Annotated in this window: 1 protein-coding gene; it reads right to left on the bottom strand. The window is 75.8% G+C overall.

Going from position 1 to position 19361, the window contains the following annotated elements:
• Positions 1-68: 68 nt before the first annotated feature.
• On the bottom strand, positions 69-19322 hold the full coding sequence (locus ABZY33_RS25735) for a type I polyketide synthase (RefSeq protein ID WP_356494036.1): 19254 nt from the start codon (positions 19320-19322) through the stop codon (positions 69-71).
• Between the last annotated feature and the right edge of the window lie 39 nt (positions 19323-19361).

The raw sequence follows: 19361 nt of genomic DNA, 5'->3' as shown, positions 1-19361 counted from the left end.
GTCACTTCCTTGTACAACCGGGCGGGCCGGGGCGTCGTCGGGTGCGGGCGGAGGGACCGGCGGGGTGCTCATACGTCCCCCAGCTCGCGGTCGATCAGGTCGAAGAGGTCGCCCGCGGACTCGACCCCGGCCAGTTCCGCGTCCGGTGCGTCGTGCGGGTCGGGGGCGTCGGCCGGCGTGGCGACGGGCTCGCCCTGCCAGTGGGCGAGCAGCGCGCGCAGCCGGGCGGTGACCTTGTCGCGGTCCTCGCCGGCCACGCCGGAGTCGCGCAGCGCGCCCTCCAGGCGGTCCATCTCGCCGAGCAGGGCCTGCGCGGTGCCGGGCGGCTCGGGCAGGGACAGTTCGCCCAGCAGGTGCCGGGTCTGGGCGAGGGCGGTCGGGTAGTCGAAGACCAGGGTGGCGGGCAGCCTCAGTCCGGTGGCGGCGGCGAGCCGGTTGCGCAGTTCGACGGCGGTCAGCGAGTCGAAGCCCATTTCCTTGAAGGTCTGTTCGGGGTCGATCTCGGTGGCGGAGCCGTGGCCGAGGACGGCCGCGGCCTGTTCGGCGACCACGTCGAGCAGGAGTTGTTCGCGGTCTTCGGCGGGCAGCGGGGCGAGCCGTTCGGCGAGCGACTGCGGTGCCTGTGCGGCGGGCGTCGCGGGCGCGGCGGCTGTGGCGCGGCGCCGGGCGGGGGTGCGGACCAGGCCGCGCAGCAGCACCGGCAGGACGTCGTGGTGTGCGCGCAGGGCGGCCGGGTCGAGGTGCATGGGCAGCAGCGCGGCCCGGTCGGTGCCGGTCGCGGCGTCGAGGAGGCGCATGCCGTGGGCGGCGTCCAGCGCCACCATGCCGGTACGGGCGTGGCGTTCGCGGTCGGCGTCGCCCAGTTCGCCGGTCATCCCGGCGTCCGGCAGCCACGTGCCCCAGGCGAGGGAGACCGCGGGCAGGCCCTGGGCGCGCCGGTGGCCGGCGAAGGCGTCGAGGAACGCGTTGGCCGCCGAGTAGTTGGCCTGGCCCGCGCCGCCGAAGGTGCCGGCGACGGAGGAGAAGACCACGAACCGGGCCAGGTCGAGGCCGCGGGTCAGCTCGTGCAGGGTGACCACGGCGTCGGCCTTGGGCCGCAGCGCTTCGGTGAACCGCTGCGGGGTCATCGAGGACAGCACGCCGTCCGCGAGGACGCCCGCGGTGTGCACCACGGCGGTCAGGGGCCGGTCGGCGGGGATGGCGGCGAGGAGTGCGGCGAGCGCGGTGCGGTCGGCGACGTCGCAGGCCGCGATGGTCACCTCGGCGCCCAGTGCGGCGAGTTCGGCGCGCAGTTCGGCGGCGCCGGGCGCGTCGGGGCCGCGCCGCCCGGCGATCAGCAGGTGCCGCACGCCCTGGTCGGCGACGAGGTGGCGGGCGGTGATCCGGCCGAGCCCGCCGAGTCCGCCGGTGAGCAGGACGGTGCCCTCGGGGTCGGGCGCGGCCGGCAGGGTGAGGACCACCTTGCCGATGTGGCGGGCCTGGCTGAGGAAGCGGAAGGCGTCGGGGGCCCGGCGCACGTCCCACACGGCCATCGGCAGCGGCTCGAGGACACCGCGGGCGAAGAGGTCGGCGAGGTCGGTGAGGATCTCGCCGATCCGCTCGGGACCCGCCTCGACCAGGTCGAAGGCGCGGTAGGCGACGCCGGGGTGGTCGGCGGCGACCTGTGCGGGGTCGCGGACGTCGGTCTTGCCCATCTCCAGGAACCGGCCGCCGCGCGGCAGGAGCCGCAGGGAGGCGTCCACGAACTCCCGGGCCAGGGAGTCCAGGACGACGTCGAAGCCGTCGCCGTCGGTGGCGGTGCGCAGCCGCTGCTCGAAGGCGAGGTCGCGGGAGGAGGCGAGGTGCGCGTCGTCCAGGCCCGCGGCGCGCAGAGCGTCCCACTTGGCAGGGGACGCGGTGCCGTACACCTCGGCGCCGAGGTGGCGGGCGAGCTGGACGGCCGCGGAGCCCACGCCGCCCGCGGCGGCGTGCACGAGGACGCGCTCCCCGGGCTTGAGTCCGCCGAGGTCGACGAGGGCGTAGTACGCGGTGAGGTAGACGATGGGGACGGTGGCGGCCTCGGCGAAGGTCCAGCCCTGCGGGATCCGGGCGACCATCCGGGCGTCGGCGACGGCGACCGGCCCGAACGCGCCGGCGAACATGCCCATCACCCGGTCCCCCGGCGCGAGTCCCGCAACGGCGGAGCCCACCTCGGTGACCACACCGGCGCCCTCCAGGCCGATCGCGGTGGCGTCGCCGGGGTACATGCCGAGTGCGGTCAGGACGTCCCGGAAGTTGACGCCGGCGGCGCGCATCGAGATCCGCACCTCGTTCGGGGCCAGTGGCGCGGTGACCTCCGGGCAGGGGGCCAGGCGCAGGCTCTCCAGGGTGCCCGTGCGTTCGACCCCGAGCCGCCAGGCCTCGGTGCCGGCCGGCGGGACGAGGGCCCGGTCGGCGCGGAACGGCACGATGCCCGGTGCGAGTGCCTTGCCGTCCTGGACGGCGACCTCGAAGGCGCTGTCGCCGAGTGTGGCGGGCAGCGCGGCCAGGGAGGCGGCGGTGCCGTCGGTGTCGGCGAGGACGAGCCGGCCGGGGTTCTCGGTGCGGGCCGCCCGCACCAGACCCCATACGGCGGCCTGCGCCGGGTCCGCGGGCCGGGGCGCGGCCGGGACGGCGCAGCGGGTCACGACGGCGAGCCGCGCGTGCAGGAACGCCGGTTCGTCCAGCCACCGCCGTACGAGGTCCAGGGCGTGGCCGGTGGTGGCGCGGGCCGCGCCGGCCTCGGCCCCGGGGCGGGCCGCTGCGACCGGTACGGCGTACAGGACGGTGCCGGGGATCTCGTCGGACTTGGCGAGGGCGTCGAGGTCGGGGACGGTGTGCGCGGTGTGTCCGGCGGCGCGCAGTGCGGCGGCCAGGTCGTCCGCCTCTCCGGCGCCGACGACCGTCCACGTGGTCGCGGTCGGTTCGGTGGCCGGGGTGGTGAGCGGCTGCCAGTCCAGCTCGTACAGGTCCTGCCGGTCGGGGGCGCCGACGGTGGAACCCGCGAGGTCACCGGTGAGTTCGCGCAGGGTGAGGGAGCCGACGGAGGCGACGGGCCTGCCGGCCGGGTCGGCGAGCGCGAGACCGATGGCCTCCGGGCCTTCCTGGACCATGCGCAGCCGCAGCGCGGAGGCGCCGACGGCGTCCACGCGCACGTCGCTCCAGGAGAACGGGAGCCGTCCGGCGTCCTTCATCGGCACGAACATCACCGCGTGCAGGGCGGCGTCGAGGAGGGCCGGGTGGAGGTCGAAGGCGTCGGCCGCGGGGTCGGCGTCGGCGGGCAGGGCGACCTCGGCGAAGACTTCCTCGCCGCGCGTCCACACCCGCGTCAGCCCCTGGAACAGCGGGCCGTAGAGGTGGCCGCGGTCGGCGAACGCCTCGTAGAAGCCGTCGAGCGCCACTTCCGCGCCGCCCTCGGGCGGCCAGACGGTGAAGTCGTAGGGTGCGGCGGCCGGTGCGGCGGCTTCCGTGAGCAGTCCGCTGACGTGCAGGGTCCACGGTGTGCCGGGTTCGGCGTCGTCGGCCCTGCCGTGCACGGTCAGCGGCCGCGCCCCGGTGGCGTCCGGTGCCTCGACCCGTACCTGCACCTGCACGCCGCCCCGGTCGGGAAGCGTAAGCGGCGTCAGGATGGTCAGTTCGGCGACCTCTTCGCAGCCGGTCGTGGCGCCCGCGTGCAGGGCCAGGTCGAGGAAGCCGGTGGCGGGGAAGAGGGCGGTGCTGGTGAGGGCGTGGTCCTTGAGCCAGGGGCTGGAGCCGAGCGCGAGGCGGCCCGTGAAGACCAGACCGGCTCCGTCGGCGAGCTCGACCGCGGCGCCGAGCAGCGGGTGGCTGCTCGCGCCGAGTCCGGCGGTGGTGACGTCGCCGAGCAGCACGGGCGGCTTCGGCCAGAAGCGGCGGCGCTGGAAGGGGTAGGTCGGCAGCGGTACGACGCGGGCGCCGGCGCCGTCGAAGAGGCGCGGCCAGTCGACGCTCACGCCGTGGCTGAAGGCGTGGGCGAGGGCGTCGAGCAGCGTCTCCCGCTCGTCGCGGTCCTTGCTCAGCGCCGGTACGAAGAGGGTCTGGTCGGCGTCCGGCAGGCAGTTCTGTGCCATCGCGGTGAGGGTGCCGTCGGGGCCGACCTCGACGAACCGGTCCGCGCCGTGCTCGGCGAGCCAGCCGATGCCGTCGGCGAAGCGGACGGCTGCCCGTACGTGGCGCACCCAGTACTCCGGGTCCTGCAGCTCGCCGGGGGCGGCGGCCCGGCCGGTGACGTTCGAGACGACGGCCAGCTGCTGCGGGGCGTAGGAGAGGCCGGCGGCGACGGCGCGGAAGGCGTCGAGCATGGGCTCCATGAGCGGCGAGTGGAAGGCGTGGCTGACCCGCAGCCGGGTGGTGCGGCGCCCGTCGGCGGCGAGCTTCGCGGCGATGTCGGTGACGGTGTCCTCGGTGCCGGAGATCACGACGGAACGCGGGCCGTTGACGGCGGCGACCCCGGCGTCCGGGTGGTCCGCGAGGAGCGGAAGCACCTCGTCCTCGGCGGCCTCGACGGCGAACATGGCGCCGCCTGCCGGGAGTTGCTGCATGAGGCGGCCGCGGGCGGCGACCAGGGCGCAGGCGTCGGGGAGCGTCAGCACCCCGGCGACGTGGGCGGCCGCGATCTCGCCGATGGAGTGCCCGGCGACGAAGTCCGGCCGCACGCCCCAGGATTCGAGCAGCCGGAAGAGGGCGACCTCGACGGCGAACAGGGCGGGCTGGGTCCACTCGGTGTGGTTCAGACGCTCGGCGTCGTCGCCGAGGACGAGCGCGCGCAGGTCGTCGCCGAAGTGGGCGCAGACGGTGTCGAACGCGTCGGCGTAGACGGGGAACGCCTCGTACAGTGCGGCGCCCATCCCCGGGCGCTGAGCGCCCTGGCCGGAGAAGAGGAACGCGGTCTTGCCGTCCCCCCGGTGGGCGCCGGTGACCGTGTGCGGCCCCGTCTCGCCGGCGGCGAGCAGCCGCAGTCCGTCGGTGAGGGCGGCGCGGTCGGCACCGAGGACGACGGCGCGGTGTTCCAGGACGGCGCGGGTCGCGGTGAGCGAGAGGCCGAGGTCGGCGGGGGTGAGGTCGGGGTTGTGGCCCAGGTGGTCGAGGAGTTGGGCGGCCTGGGCGCGCAGGGCGTCGCGGCTGCGGGCGGAGAGGACCCAGGGCACCGGGCCGGTGGACGCGGTCGGTTCCAGGGCGGGGGCAGGCTCCTCAGGGACGGCCTCCAGGACGACGTGGGCGTTGGTCCCGCTGATCCCGAAGGACGACACCCCCGCCCTTCGCGGCCGCTCGCCGGTCTCCGGCCACTCCCGGGCCTCGGTCAGCAACGCCACCGCGCCCTGCTCCCAGTCGACGTGCGAAGAAGGCGCGTCCACGTGGAGCGTCGCGGGCAACACCCCATGACGCATCGCGAGCACCATCTTCATCACACCCGCCACACCGGCACCCGCCTGCGTGTGACCGACATTCGACTTCACCGAACCGAGCCACAACGGCCGCTCGGGAGCACGCTCCTGGCCATAGGTCGCGAGCAGCGCCTGTGCCTCGATGGGGTCGCCGAGTTTGGTGCCGGTCCCGTGCGCCTCCACCGCGTCCACGTCAGCCGCCGCGACACCCGCGTCGGCGAGCGCGGCCCGGATGACCCGCTGCTGCGAGGGCCCGTTCGGGGCGCTGAGGCCGTTGGACGCACCGTCCTGGTTGACCGCCGAACCCGCCACCACCGCGAGCACGGGATGCCCGTTGCGGCGGGCGTCCGACAGCCGCTCCACGAGCAGCAGGCCACCGCCCTCCGAGAAGCCCGTACCGTCGGCCGCCTCGGCGAACGCCTTGCACCGGCCGTCCTCAGCGAGCCCCTGCTGCCGGCTGAAGTCCACGAAGAGACCGGGCGAGGCCATGACGGTGACGCCGCCGGCGAGGGCGAGGTCGCACTCCCCCGTGCGCAGGGACTGCACGGCGAGGTGCAGAGCGACCAGGGAGGCGGAGCAGGCCGTGTCGACGGTGACCGCGGGACCTTCGAGGCCGAAGGTGTAGGACAGGCGGCCGGAGACGACGCTGGCCGCGTTGCCGGTCAGCATGTAGCCCTCGAAGTCCTCGCCGGAGGCGGCGAGCATGCCGGTGTAGTCCTGGCCGTTGGTGCCGGCGAACACGCCGGTCCGGCTGCCGCGCAGCGTACGGGGGTCGATGCCCGCCCGCTCGAAGGTCTCCCACGCCATCTCCAGGAGCAGCCGCTGCTGCGGGTCCATGGCGACGGCCTCGCGGGGCGAGATGTTGAAGAACGCCGGGTCGAAACCGCCCGCGTCGGTGAGGAACCCGCCGGTGCGGGTGGCGACGGTGCCGGTCTTGCCGGGTTCGGCGTCGTGCAGCGCCGCCAGGTCCCAGCCGCGGTCCTCGGGGAAGGGCACGAGGCCCTCCTCGCCGTCGCGCAGCATGCTCCACAACTGCTCGGGGGTGCGGACGTCCCCGGGGAAGCGGCAGCCCATGGCGACGACGGCGATCGGGTCGTCGTCCGCGGCGTCCCGGCGCGGGGCGCGCTCGGCGGTCTCCGCCACCGTGTCGTCGGTGACCTCCGCGAGCAGGAAGTCCGCGAGGGCCCGGCAGGTGGGGTGGTCGAAGACGAGGGTGCTGGGCAGGCGCAGGCCGGTGATGCGGTTCATGCCGTTGCGCAGCTCGACGGCGCTGAGCGAGTCGATGCCGAGGTCGGTGAAGGGCTGTCCGGGGTCGACGGCCTCGGCGGAGGGGTGACCGAGGACGCCGGCGACGTGCCCGCGCACGATCTCCAGGACGGCTCCGGCCCGTTCGTACGCGGGCAGGGCGGCCAGGTGGGCGTGGAGCGAGGAGGTGTCGTCCACCGCCGGCCCCGCGTTCTGCCGGGTGGCCGCCAACGCCGCGCGGGCTGCGGGCAGTTCGTCGAGCAGGTGGCTGGGCCGCGGCGCCGTGAAGGACGGGGCGTAGGTGTCCCAGCGCAGGTCGGTGACGACGACGTGGGTGTCACCGAGGTCGAGGGCGTGGCCGAGGGCCTCGCAGGCGGCTGCGGTGTCCATGGGGTGGACGCCGTGGCGGCGCATGCGGTCCCCCGCGCTGTCCCCGACCATGCCGCCGTCGGCCCACAGGCCCCAGGAGACGGCGGTGGCGGGCAGTCCGGCGGCGCGGCGTTCGGCGGCGAGGGCGTCGAGGTAGGCGTTGCCGGGCGCATAGTTGCCGAGTCCGGCGCCGCCGAGAACGCCCGCGGTCGAGGAGAACAGGACGAACGCGGAGAGGTCGAGTCCGCGGGTGAGGTCGTGCAGGGCGCGGGCGGCACCCGCCTTGCCGCGCAGGACGGGGTCCATGCGGTCCGGCGTGAGCGAGTCGACGACGCCGTCGTCGAGGGATCCGGCCGCGTGGAACACGGCGTCCAGGGGCTGGTCGGCAGGGAGCGCGGCGAGCAGCTCCGCGAGGGCGGCGCGGTCGGAGACGTCACAGGCGGCGAGGGTGACCTCGACACCGCGGGCGGCGAGTTCGTCGCGCAGGGCGGTGGCGCCGGGCGCGTCGGCGCCGCGGCGGCCGGCGAGGACCAGGTGGGTGGCGCCGCGGTCGGCGAGCCAGCGGGCGACGTGGCCGCCGAGGGCGCCGGTGCCGCCGGTGACGAGGACGGTGCCGCGCGGCCGCCAGGGCTCGGCGGGGGTGTCGGCGCCGGGAGCGTGGACCAGGCGGCGGCCGTGGGCGCCGGTGGCGCGCAGCGCGATCTGGTCCTCCTGACCGGGCTCCGCGAGGACGGCGGCGAGACGGGTGGCGGAGCGGGTGTCGAGGTCGGCGGGCAGGTCGAGCAGGCCGCCCCAGCGGTCGGCGTGCTCCAGGGCCGCGACCCGGCCGAGACCCCAGACGAGGGCCTGGGCGGCGTCGGGCGCCGGGTCGGCGGAGCCGACAGCGACGGCGCCGCGGGTGGCGCACCACAGGGGCGCGTCGAGGCCGAGGTCACCGAGGGCCTGGATCAGGGCGAGGGTGGTGGCGAGTCCGACGGGGACGGCCACGTGGCCGGGGTGGTCGCGGGTGTCCAGGGCGAGCAGGGACAGGACGCCGGCGGGGCGTGCGTCCTGGTCGTCGCCGGTCAGCAGGGCGGCGAGAGCGGTGCGGTCGGGGGCTTCGCCGGGCAGGACGATCCGCCGGACCGTACGCGCGCCACCCGCGCTGAGCGCATCGGCGACCGCGTCGGCGACCGCGGTGTGCCCGGCCTCCTCGGCTGGGGTGACGAGCAGCCACGTACCGGTGAGGGCGGCCGCGCCGGTGTCGAGGGGGCTGAAGGCGACCCGATAGCGCAGGGCGTCCGTGGTGGCGCGTTCCCTGCGGGTGCGGCGCCACTGGGACAGGGCGGGCAGGACGCTCCTGAGGGGCGCGTCGGCGGACAGGTCCAGGCTGCCGGCGAGGCTCTCCAGATCCTCCTGCTCGACGGTCTCCCAGAACCGGGCCTCCACGGAGCCGGCCGTGAGGGCGCCGCTCGCGGCGAGGTCGGCGGCGGCCGCCTCGCGGACGGTGGGCCAGTAGCGCTGGTGCTCGAAGGCGTAGGTGGGCAGGTCGGTGCGGAGGGCGCCGGTGCCGGCGAAGACGGTCCCGAAGTCGACGTCCACGCCGTGGACATGGGCTTCGGCAAGGGCGGCGAGGAACTGGCGCAAGCCGCCCTGGTCACGGCGGAGGGACCCGAGGACGACGCCGTCGGCCCCGGCCGCGTCGAGGGTCTCGCGCAGTCCGACGGCGAGCACGGGGTGCGGGCCGACCTCGATGAAGGTGCGGTGTCCTGCCGCGATCAGGCCGCGGACGGCGTCCTCGAAGCGGACGGTCTCGCGCAGGTTGCTGTACCAGTAGGCGGCGTCGAGCCCGGTGGTGTCCTGCCACTCCCCGGTGAGCGAGGAGCGGAAGGGGATCTCAGCGTCGCGCGGGGTGATGCCGTCGAGGGCGTCGAGGACGGTCGCGCGGACCGCCTCGACCTGCGCGGAGTGCGAGCCGTAGTCGACGTTGACCTTGCGGGCGCGGACGCCGTCCGCGACGAGGGCGGCGTGCAGTTCGTCGAGGGCGGCGGCCTCGCCGGAGACGACGGAGGAGGCGGGCCCGTTGACGGCGGCGACAGCGAGGCGCTGCGCCCACGGCTCCATGCGGGCGCGGGTCTCGTCGGCGGACAGCGGTACGGACATCATGCCGCCGCTCCCGGCGATGCGGGTGATGGCGCGGCTGCGCAGGGCGACGACGCGGGCGCCGTCCTCCAGGGTGAGGGCCCCGGCGGCGCAGGCGGCGGCGATCTCGCCCTGGGAGTGGCCGACGACGGCGGCCGGTCGGACGCCGTGCGCGCGCCACAGAGCGGCCGTGGCGACCATGACGGCCCACAGGGCCGGCTGGACCACATCGACGCGGCCGAGGTCGGCGGCGCCCTCGTCGCCGCGCAGCACGGCGGTCAGCGACCAGTCGACGTGCGGGGCGAGCGCCTGCTCGCAGCGGTCGATCCAGTCGGCGAACACCGGTGACTCGTCGAGGAGTTCGCGGGCCATGCCTGCCCACTGGGCGCCCTGGCCGGGGAAGACGAGGACGGGTTCGGCGCCGCCGGGCAGCGCGCTGCCGACCGGGACGGGCGTGGTGAGCGGCGCGTCGGCGGCGAGGGCGGCCAGGGTCTCGTCGAGTGCGCCGGTGTCGTCGGCGAGGACGGCGGCGCGGTGGGTGAGGGCGGCGCGGCCGGCGGCGAGAGTGTAGCCGAGGTCGGTGAGCGGGGTGCCGGGGCGGGCGCGCAGGTGGGTGCGGAGCCGGGCGGCCTGGGCGCGCAGCGCGGCCGGGGTGCGGGCGGAGAGCAGGACGGGGACGGCCGGCAGGGTGGTGTGCGCGGCGGGGCGTTCGGGGTGCTCGGGGGCCTGCTCCACGATGACGTGGGCGTTGGTGCCGCTCATGCCGAAGGAGGAGACGCCGGCGCGGCGGGCGCGGCCCGTCTCCGGCCAGGGCTGTTCCTCGGTGAGCAGGCGGACGTGGCCGGCGCTCCAGTCGACGTGCGGCGTCGGGTTCTCGGCGTACAGGGTGCGTGGCAGCAGGTTCTCGCGCAGTGCCATGACCATCTTGATGACGCCGCCGACACCGGCTGCCGCCTGGCTGTGCCCGATGTTGGACTTGAGGGAGCCCAGCCACAGGGGCCGCTCCTCGGGGCGGTCCTGCCCGTAGGCGGCGAGCAGCGCCTGTGCCTCGATGGGGTCGCCGAGGGTGGTGCCGGTGCCGTGCGCCTCCACAGCGTCGACGTCCTGAGGGGTGAGGCCGGCAGAGGCGAGGGCCTGGCGGATGACCCGCTGCTGCGAGGGGCCGTTGGGGGCGGTGAGGCCGTTGGAGGCGCCGTCCTGGTTGAGGGCGGAGCCTCGGATCACGGCGAGCACCTGGTGGCCGTTGCGGCGGGCGTCCGACAGCCGCTCCAGGACGATCATGCCGACGCCCTCGGCCCAGCTGGCGCCGTCGGCGTCCGCGGAGAACGGCTTGCAGCGGCCGTCCTCGGCGAGGGCGCGCTGCCGGCTGAACTCGATCAGGGAACCGGGCGTCGACATCACGGTGACGCCGCCGGCCAGGGCGAGTTCGCACTCCCCCTGGCGCAGGGACTGCGCGGCGAGGTGCAGGGCGACGAGCGAGGAGGAGCAGGCGGTGTCGACGGAGACCGCGGGCCCTTCCAGGCCGAGGGCGTAGGAGATGCGGCCGGACAGGACGCTGGGCGAGTTGCCCGTGCCTACGTAGCCCTCGAAGTTGTCGTCGGAGGCGGCGAGGATCGTCACGTAGTCCTGGTAGGTGACGCCGGCGAAGACGCCGGTGGCGGAGCCGCGGGCCGCGGCCGGGTCGACGCCCGCGCGCTCCAGGGCCTCCCAGGACACCTCCAGGAGGAGCCGCTGCTGCGGGTCCATGGCGAGGGCCTCGCGGGGGCTGATCGAGAAGAACGCCGGGTCGAAGCGGCTGGCGTCGTGCAGGAAGCCGCCCTCGCGGGTGTAGACGGTGCCCGGGTGGTCGGGGTCGGGGTGGTAGAGCCGCTCGGGGTTCCAGTTGCGGTCGGTGGGCAGCGGCGATATGCCGTCGGCACCGGCGCGCACCAGGTTCCACAGGTCCTCGGGGTCGGCTATGCCCCCGGGGTAGCGGCAGGCCATGCCCACGACGGCGATCGGGTCGTCGTCGACGGCGCGTCGTACGGCTACGGGGCCCGCGGCGTCGGCGGTGTCGAACAGGTCGGCGGCGAGGTGGCGGGCGAGCGCCGAGGGGGTGGGGTGGTCGAAGACGAGGGTGGCGGGCAGGGTGACGCCGAGGGCGGCGCTGAGCGCGTTGCGCAGTTCGACCGCGGTCAGCGAGGTCAGGCCGAGGTCGGTGAACGGACGAGCCGGCTCGACCTCGTCGACCCCGCTGTGGCCGAGGACGGCGGCGACGCGTTCGCGGACGGTGCTGAGCAGGGCCCGTTCGCGCTCCGCCGCGGGGCGGGTGGCGAGGCGTTCCAGGGGGGTGCCGGGGGCCTGGGTACGGGTGGCTGCGCGTCGGCGGGCCGGGGTGGGCGGGGTGGTCTGCTGGGCGGTGGGTGAGGCCGTTCCCTGGCCGGTGCCCGGGGTGGCGGTGGGAACGGCTTGGGGGCCGGTAGCCGTGGCGGGAGCGGAGGTGGGGGCGGACTGCTGGCCGGCGGCCGAGGCGATCTCCTGGCCGGCGGCCTGAGTGGCGGCCAAGGCCGTCCCCTGGCCCAGGGTCGCGGCGGCGGCAGTGCTCTGTTGGCCGGGGGCCGAGGCCGCCTCCTGGCCCGCGGCCGAAGCGCCCGCCGAAGCGGTTTGCTGGCCGGCGGCATGCGCCTCGGCCGAAGGGGCGTCCGGACCAGTCGCCCGCGGCGCGGCCCGCAGCAGCAACGTGCCGATGGTCAGGACGGGTTCACCGATCGCGTCGGCCGCGGTGAGGGCGAGGGTGTCCGGGCCGGTGCGCTCCAGGCGGACGCGGAGCGTGGTGGCTCCGGTGGCGAACAGGCGGGCCGGACCCGCGGAGAACAGCACGCGTCCGTCGCCCAGGCCGTCGAACGCGCCGAGGCCGAGCGGGTGCAGCGCCGCATCCAGGAGCGCCGGGTGGAGGTCGTGGCGGGCGGCGTCGCCGGTCGCGGAGTCGGGCAGGGCCACCTCCGCGTACACGGCGTCGTCGTCCTGCCAGGCGGCCGTGAGTCCCTGGAAGACGGGCCCGTAGTCGAGTCCGGCCGCGCGGAGGCGGGCGTACAGGCCGTCGGTGGCGAGTTCCCGCGCGCCGGACGGTGGCCAGGTGGTGAGGTCGAACGCGGCGGCGGGCTCCGTCTCGGCGGTCAGCACGCCGGACGCGTGCCGCGACCATGGCGCGCCCGCGTCGCCGGCGGGCCGGCCGTGCACGGCGAACGCGCGGTCGCCGCGGGCGTCCGGCGCCTCGACCCGGATCTGGAGGGCGACGCCGCCGTGCTCGGGCAGCACCAGGGGGCGTTCCAGGACGAGTTCGCCGAGTTGCGGGCGGCCCGCGTGCACCCCTGCGACCAGGGCGAGTTCGAGGAAGGCGGTGCTCGGGACGACGGCGGCGCCCTCGATGCGGTGGGCGGCGAGCCAGCCCGCGCCGCGGACCGTGAGGTGGCCGGTGAGCAGCAGGGTGTCGTCGACGGCGGACGGCACGACGGCGCCGAGCAGCGGGTGTCCGGCGGGGACGAGCCCGGCGGCGGGGTCCGTGGCGGCGGTGGGCTCGATCCAGTAGGGCCGGTGCTGGAAGGCGTAGGTGGGCAGGTCGACGGGGGCCGCGCCGGGCGCCACGGTGTCGAGCACGGCACGCCAGTCGACGGCGGTGCCGTGGGTGTGCAGGGTGCCGACGGCGCTCAGCAGTGTCTCCGCCTCGTCGCGGTCGTCGCGCAGCGTGGGTGCCGCCACCGGCGCGGCCCCCTGCCAGGCGTTCTGCGCGAGGGCGGTCAGGGTGGTGTCGGGACCCAGTTCGAGCAGGTGGCCGGTGCCCAGCTCCTCCAGGGCGGTGACGCCGTCGGCGAACCGTACGGCGTGCCGCACGTGCCGGACCCAGTACTGCGGGTCGGTCAGTTCACCGGGGCCCGCGAGGCGGCCGGTCACGTTCGAGACGAGGGGGATCCGCGGCTCGGCGTACTCGACGCCGGCCGCGACGGCCCGGAACTCGTCGAGTATCGGCTCCATGCGGGGCGAGTGGAAGGCGTGGCTGACCCGGAGCCGGGTGGTCCTGCGGCCCTGCGCCGTGAAGTGGGCGGCGACGGTGAGGGCGGCGTCCTCGTCGCCGGAGACGACCACGGAGCGGGGGCCGTTGACGGCGGCCACCCCGAGGACGTCCTCCCGTCCGGCGAGCAGGGGCAGCACCTCCTCCTCGGCGGCCTGGAGGGCGATCATCGCGCCGCCCTCGGGCAGCGCCTGCATCAGCCGGCCGCGGGCGGCGACCAGACGGCAGGCGTCGGGGAGCGTCATCACCCCGGCGACGTGGGCGGCCGTGATCTCGCCGACGGAGTGGCCGAGGAGGTGAGCGGGCCGCACGCCGAAGGACTCCAGCAGCCGGTAGAGGGAGACCTCGACGGCGAACAGGGCCGGCTGTGCGTACGCGGTGCGGTCGAGGGTGCCGGCGTCGTCGCCGTGCACGATCTCGGCGAGCGGCCGGGGCAGCAGTCCGTCGAAGTGGCCGCAGACGGCGTCGAAGGCGTCGGCGTACGCGGGGAACGCCTCGTACAGGCCACGTCCCATACCGGGCCGCTGGGTGCCCTGGCCGGCGAAGAGGAACGCGGTGCCGCCCCCGGCCAGGGCGTCCCCGGTGACGACGGCGGGGTCGGTGCCACCGGCGGCGAGGGTGCCGAGCGCGGACAGCAGGGCGTCGCGGCCGGTGCTGGTGACGACGGCCCGGTGCTCGAGGTGGGCTCGGGTGAACGCGAGGGCGTGCGCGACGTCGGCGGCGCCGAGTCCGGGCCGCTGTTCGAGGTGGGCGAGGAGCCGGGTGGCCTGGTCACGCAGGGCGGGCGCGCTGCGGGCGGCGAGCAGCCAGGGCAGGGCGGTGCGGCCGGAGCCGGCGTCGTCCCGATCGGAGGGGGTCACCTCCGCAGCCGTTCGAGCCGGTTCGGTCTCCGCGAGAGCGACGTGCTCGCTGTCGTCCCGGCCGGGCGGAATCAACCCCTCCGCCGCGCCCACCGGTTCACCCTCGGCAAGGACGACATGGGCGTTGGTGCCGGAGACGCCGAACGCGGAGACCCCCGCGCGGCGGACCCGGTCGTCGCCGCCGGGCCATGCGACGGCTTCGTCGAGGAGGCGGATGCGGCCTGCCTGCCAGTCGACACGGGAGGAGGGCCGGTCCGCGTGGAGCGTGCGCGGCAAGGTGTTCTCGCGCAGCGCCAGGACCATCTTGATGATGCCGACGGCTCCGGCGGCGGCCTGCGTGTGTCCCAGGTTGGACTTGACCGAGCCGAGCCACAGCGGGCGTTCGGCGGGGCGGTCCTGGCCGTAGGTGGCGAGCAGCGCCTGTGCCTCGATGGGGTCGCCGAGGGTGGTGCCGGTGCCGTGCGCCTCCACGGCGTCGACGTCCTGCGGGGTGAGGCCGGCGGAGGCGAGGGCCTGGCGGATGACGCGCTGCTGCGAGGGGCCGTTGGGGGCGGTGAGGCCGTTGGAGGCGCCGTCCTGGTTGACGGCGGTGCCCTCCACGACGGCCAGCACGCGGTGCCCGTTGCGGCGCGCGTCGGAGAGCCGTTCGACGACGAGGATGCCGACGCCTTCCGCCCAGCCGGTGCCGTCGGCGTCGTCGGAGAAGGCCTTGCAGCGGCCGTCGGGCGCCAGACCGCCCTGGAGGCTGAACTCGACGAAGGCGCCGGGGTCGGCCATGACGGTGACGCCGCCCGCGAGGGCGAGGTCGCACTCGCCGGAGCGCAGCGACTGCGCAGCCAGGTGCAGGGCGACCAGCGAGGAGGAGCACGCGGTGTCGAGGGTGACGGCCGGGCCCTCCAGGCCCAGCGCGTAGGAGACGCGGCCGGAGACGACGCTGCCCGCCTGGCCGGTCAGCAGATGGCCGCCGAGCCCCTCGGGGATCTCGGTGAGCCCGGTGGCGTACCCGGAGCTGCCGGCGCCGACGAAGACGCCGGTGCGCGACCCCTTCAGGGCGGTGGGCGCGATCCCGGATCGCTCCAGGGCCTCCCAGGACGTCTCCAGGACGAGCCGCTGCTGCGGGTCGAGCGCCTGGGCCTCGCGGGGGCTGATGCCGAAGAACGCGGCGTCGAACGCGGCGGCCTGTGCCAGGAAGCCGCCGGACCCGGTGTCGCTCGCCTCCAGCAGGGCCGTCAGGTCCCAGCCGCGGTCCTCGGGGAACCCGCCGGCGGTGTCGCCGCCGGCGGCCAGCAGCTCCCACAGCTGGTCGGGGCCTTCGATGCCGCCCGGCAGGCGGCAGCCCATGCCGACGATGACGACGGGGTCGGTGTCGGTGGCCCGCACCGTCGCCTCGGGCCGCTCGTCCTGCGCGGCGCCGAACAGGACGTCCCGCAGGTGGGCGGCGACGGCGAGCGGGGTGGGGTGGTCGAAGACGAGGGTGCTGGGCAGCGCGACGCCGGTCTCGGTGGTGAGGTCGTTGCGCAGTTCGACGGCGGTCAGCGAGTCGAAGCCCATCTCGCGGAAGGCGCGGCCGACCGTGACGGCGGCCGGGTCGGTGTGCCCGAGCGCGGCGGCGGCCCGGCGGCACACCAGGTCGAGCAGGGCCGCGTCGCGCTCCTGCGGGCTTAGTGAGGCGAGCCGCTCGCGCAGCGCACCGCCCACCCCGGCGACGGGCGTACGGGCCGACGGGCCTGCGGCCTCCTCCGTCAGGGCGGCGAGCAGGGGGCTGGGCCGGCCGGTGGTGAACGCGGGCGCGAACCGGTCCCAGTCCACGTCGGCCACGACGACGGCGATGTCCCGGGCGGCCAGGGCGCGGCCGAGGGCGGTCAGCGCGGCCTCGGGGTCGAGCGGGCGCAGTCCGCGCCGTTCGAGGAGCGTCCGGGCGGCGTCGTCGGCGGCCATGCCGGTGCCGCCCCACGGGCCCCAGGCCACGGACGTACCGGCCAGGCCGCGGGCGCGGCGGCGCTCGACGAGGGCGTCCAGGTGGGCATTGGCGGCGGCATAGGCGGCCTGGCCGCCACTGCCCCACACACCGGCGATGGAGGAGAACGTCACGAACGCCGACAGGCCGCTGTCGCGCGTCAGTTCGTCGAGGTGGTCGGCGGCGACCGCCTTGGCCGCCAGCACGGCCGTGAGCCGGTCGGGGGTGTACGAGGCGATGACGTCGTCGTCGAGGACGCCCGCGCAGTGCAGCACCGCGTCGACGGGGTGCTCGGCCAGCAGTGTGGCGACGGCGTCCCGCTCGCCCAGGTCGCAGGCGACGACCGTCACCCGTGCTCCGAGCGCGGTGAGTTGCTCCGTCAGGTCGTCCGCGCCGGGCGCGTCGGGCCCGCGCCTGCTGGTCAGCACCAGCTCGTGGGCGCCGAGTCCGGCGGCCCAGCGGGCGACCCGCGACCCGAGGGCGCCGGTGCCGCCGGTGATCAGGAGGCGCCCGGGGGCGGTCCACTCGCCGGTCGTGACGGGCGCGGGCGCGTTCACGAGCCGGCGGGCGTAGGCGTCGGCGCCGCGCACGGCGACCTGGTCCTCGTCGGCGGCGGCGAGCACGGTGGCGGCCCGCGCGAGGGTGCGCCGGTCCGGCCGGGCGGGCAGGTCGAGCAACCCGCCCCAGACGTCCGGGTGTTCCAGGGCGGCCACGCGGCCCAGGCCCCATACCGCGGCCCGCGCCGGCTCGACCGCGGCCTCGGTCCCGCCGCCCACGGCGACGGCTCCGCTGGTCACCAGCCACAGCGGTGCCGCGAGCGCCGCGTCGGCGTGCGCCTGTACGAGGGTGAGCGCACTGCCGACGTCCGGCAGGCAGGACAGCACACCGGCGACGGGCTCCGGGTCGGCGGCCACCGCACGCAACAGCTCGGCCAGCGCCGCCCGCTCGACACCGGCGGCGCACTCCACGCGCTCGATCCCCGGTACGAACTCCTCGATGCCGGTCAGGGCGGGCCCGTCACCGGACTGCAACAGCAGCCACCGCCCGCCGGCCGGACGACCGTCGCCCGCCGCCAGCCGCTCCCAGCGCACGCGGTAGCGCCAGGAGTCGGCGGTGGTCCGCTCGACCTGTGTACGCCGCCACGCGGACAGGGCGGGAACAACCCCGTCGAGCACCTCACCGTCCAGGTCGAGCACACCGGCGAGCCCCTCGGCGTCACCTCGGTCCACGGCCTCCCAGAACGCGGTCTCCCCGGCCGTCGTACCAGGGGCCGCGCCGGACCTGTCGTGCGCACCGCGCCGCGGCTCGGGCCAGTACCAGGAGCGCTGGAAGGCGTACGTCGGCAAGGCCGCGGCTCGCGCTCCCGCGAACACCTTGTCCCAGCCGACCGGGGCGCCGGCGGTGTGCAGCGCGGCCACGGCGGCGTACAGCGCGTCGGCCTCGGCCCGGTCCTTGCGGAGCACCGGTACGGCCAGGGCCGCGGCGTCCGGGACGCGGTTCCGGGTGAGGGCGGTGAGGGTGCCGTCGGGGCCGATCTCCAGGAAACGCGTGACGCCTTCGGCGCTGAGTGTGTCGATGCCGTCGGCGAAGCGGACGGCCTGGCGGACGTGGCGGACCCAGTAGTCGGCGCACGCCAACTCGTCCTCGACAGCGAGGCGTCCGGTCAGGTTCGAGACGACGGGGATCGACGGGGCCGCGTACGTGATCCGCTCGGCCACCGCCCGGAAAGCGTCGAGCATCGGTTCCATGAGCGGGGAGTGGAAGGCGTGCGAGACGCGCAGGCGGGAGGTACGCCGGCCCTGCCGCTTCAGCTGCTCAGAGACTTCGACGACAGCTGCCTCGGTGCCCGCGATCACGACAGCCCGCGAGCCGTTGACGGCGGCGAGCCACACCTCGTCGCCGAGCAGGGCAAGCACCTCGTCCTCGGACGCCTCCACGGCCACCATCGCGCCGCCGGCCGGCAGCTCCTGCATCAGCCGCCCGCGCGCGACCACCAGCGCAGACGCGTCCTCCAGTGACATCACTCCGGCGACATGGGCGGCGGCGATCTCACCGATGGAGTGACCGATCAGGACGTCCGGCCGGATCCCGAAGGACTCCACGAGGCGGAACAGCGCCACCTCGACCGCGAACAGTGCGGGCTGCGTCCACTCCGTACGGTCGAGCCGCTCGGCGTCCTCACCGAGGACGACGTCCCGCAGCTCCTCCCCCACCTGCGCGCAGACCGCGTCGAAAGCCTCCGCGAACACCGGGAAGGCGTCGTACAGTTCACGCCCCATCCCGAGCCGCTGCGCGCCCTGTCCCGAGAACAGGAACGCCGTGCGCCCTTCACCGACCGTGCCGGTGACCGCGCGGGGGTTGGGTTCGCCCTGCGCCAACGCGGCCAGTCCGGCGAGGAGTTCGTCGCCGTCCCGGCCCCAGACGACGGCCCGGTCCTCGAACCCGGTGCGCGTGGTGGCGAGAGCGGCGCCGATCTCGACGGCGTCGACCGCGGGCGCGGACCGTACGGCTTCCAGGAGACGGGCGGCTTGGGAGCGCAGGGCGTCGGAGCCTCGGCCGGAGAGCACCCACGGCACCACCGGCAGGGCAACGGGCTCGCCCGGCTCCGCACTCTCCTGCGGCGCCTCCTCCAGGATGATGTGGGCGTTGGTGCCGCTGAGGCCGAAGGACGAGACACCCGCGCGGCGCGGACGGTCCGCACCGGTCGGCCAGGCCTGCGGCTCGGTGAGTACCTGCACGGCTCCGGACGCCCAGTCCACGTGTGAGGACGGCTCCTCCGCGTAGAGCGTCGCGGGCAGCACCCCGTGCCGGAGCGCCTCCACCATCTTGATCACACCGGCCACACCTGCGGCGGCCTGGGTGTGCCCCAGGTTCGACTTCACCGAACCCAACCAGAGTGGCCGGTCCCCGGACCGCTCCCGCCCATACGTGGCCAGGAGCGCCTGCGCCTCGATCGGGTCACCCAGCTTGGTACCCGTACCGTGCGCTTCGACCGCGTCCACATCCGCCGCCGACAACCCTGCCGCCGAAAGCGCTGCCCGGATCACCCGCTGCTGCGACGGACCGTTCGGCGCCGTCAGACCGTTCGACGCGCCATCCTGATTGACCGCCGAGCCACGCACCACCGCAAGCACCCGGTGCCCGTTCCGGCGCGCGTCCGACAACCGCTCCACCAGCAGGACACCGACACCCTCACCCCAACCAGTACCGTCCGCACCCTCCGCGAACGCCTTGCACCGGCCATCACCAGCAAGACCGCCCTGCCGGCTGAACTCCACGAAGGCGCCCGGCGTCGACATCACCGTCACACCACCCGCCAGCGCGAGATCGCACTCCCC

It is taken from the genome of Streptomyces sp. NPDC006552 (assembly GCF_040611655.1).
Taxonomy (GTDB): Bacteria; Actinomycetota; Actinomycetes; order Streptomycetales; family Streptomycetaceae; genus Streptomyces.
This window is presented reverse-complemented; position numbering and strand designations above follow the sequence as displayed.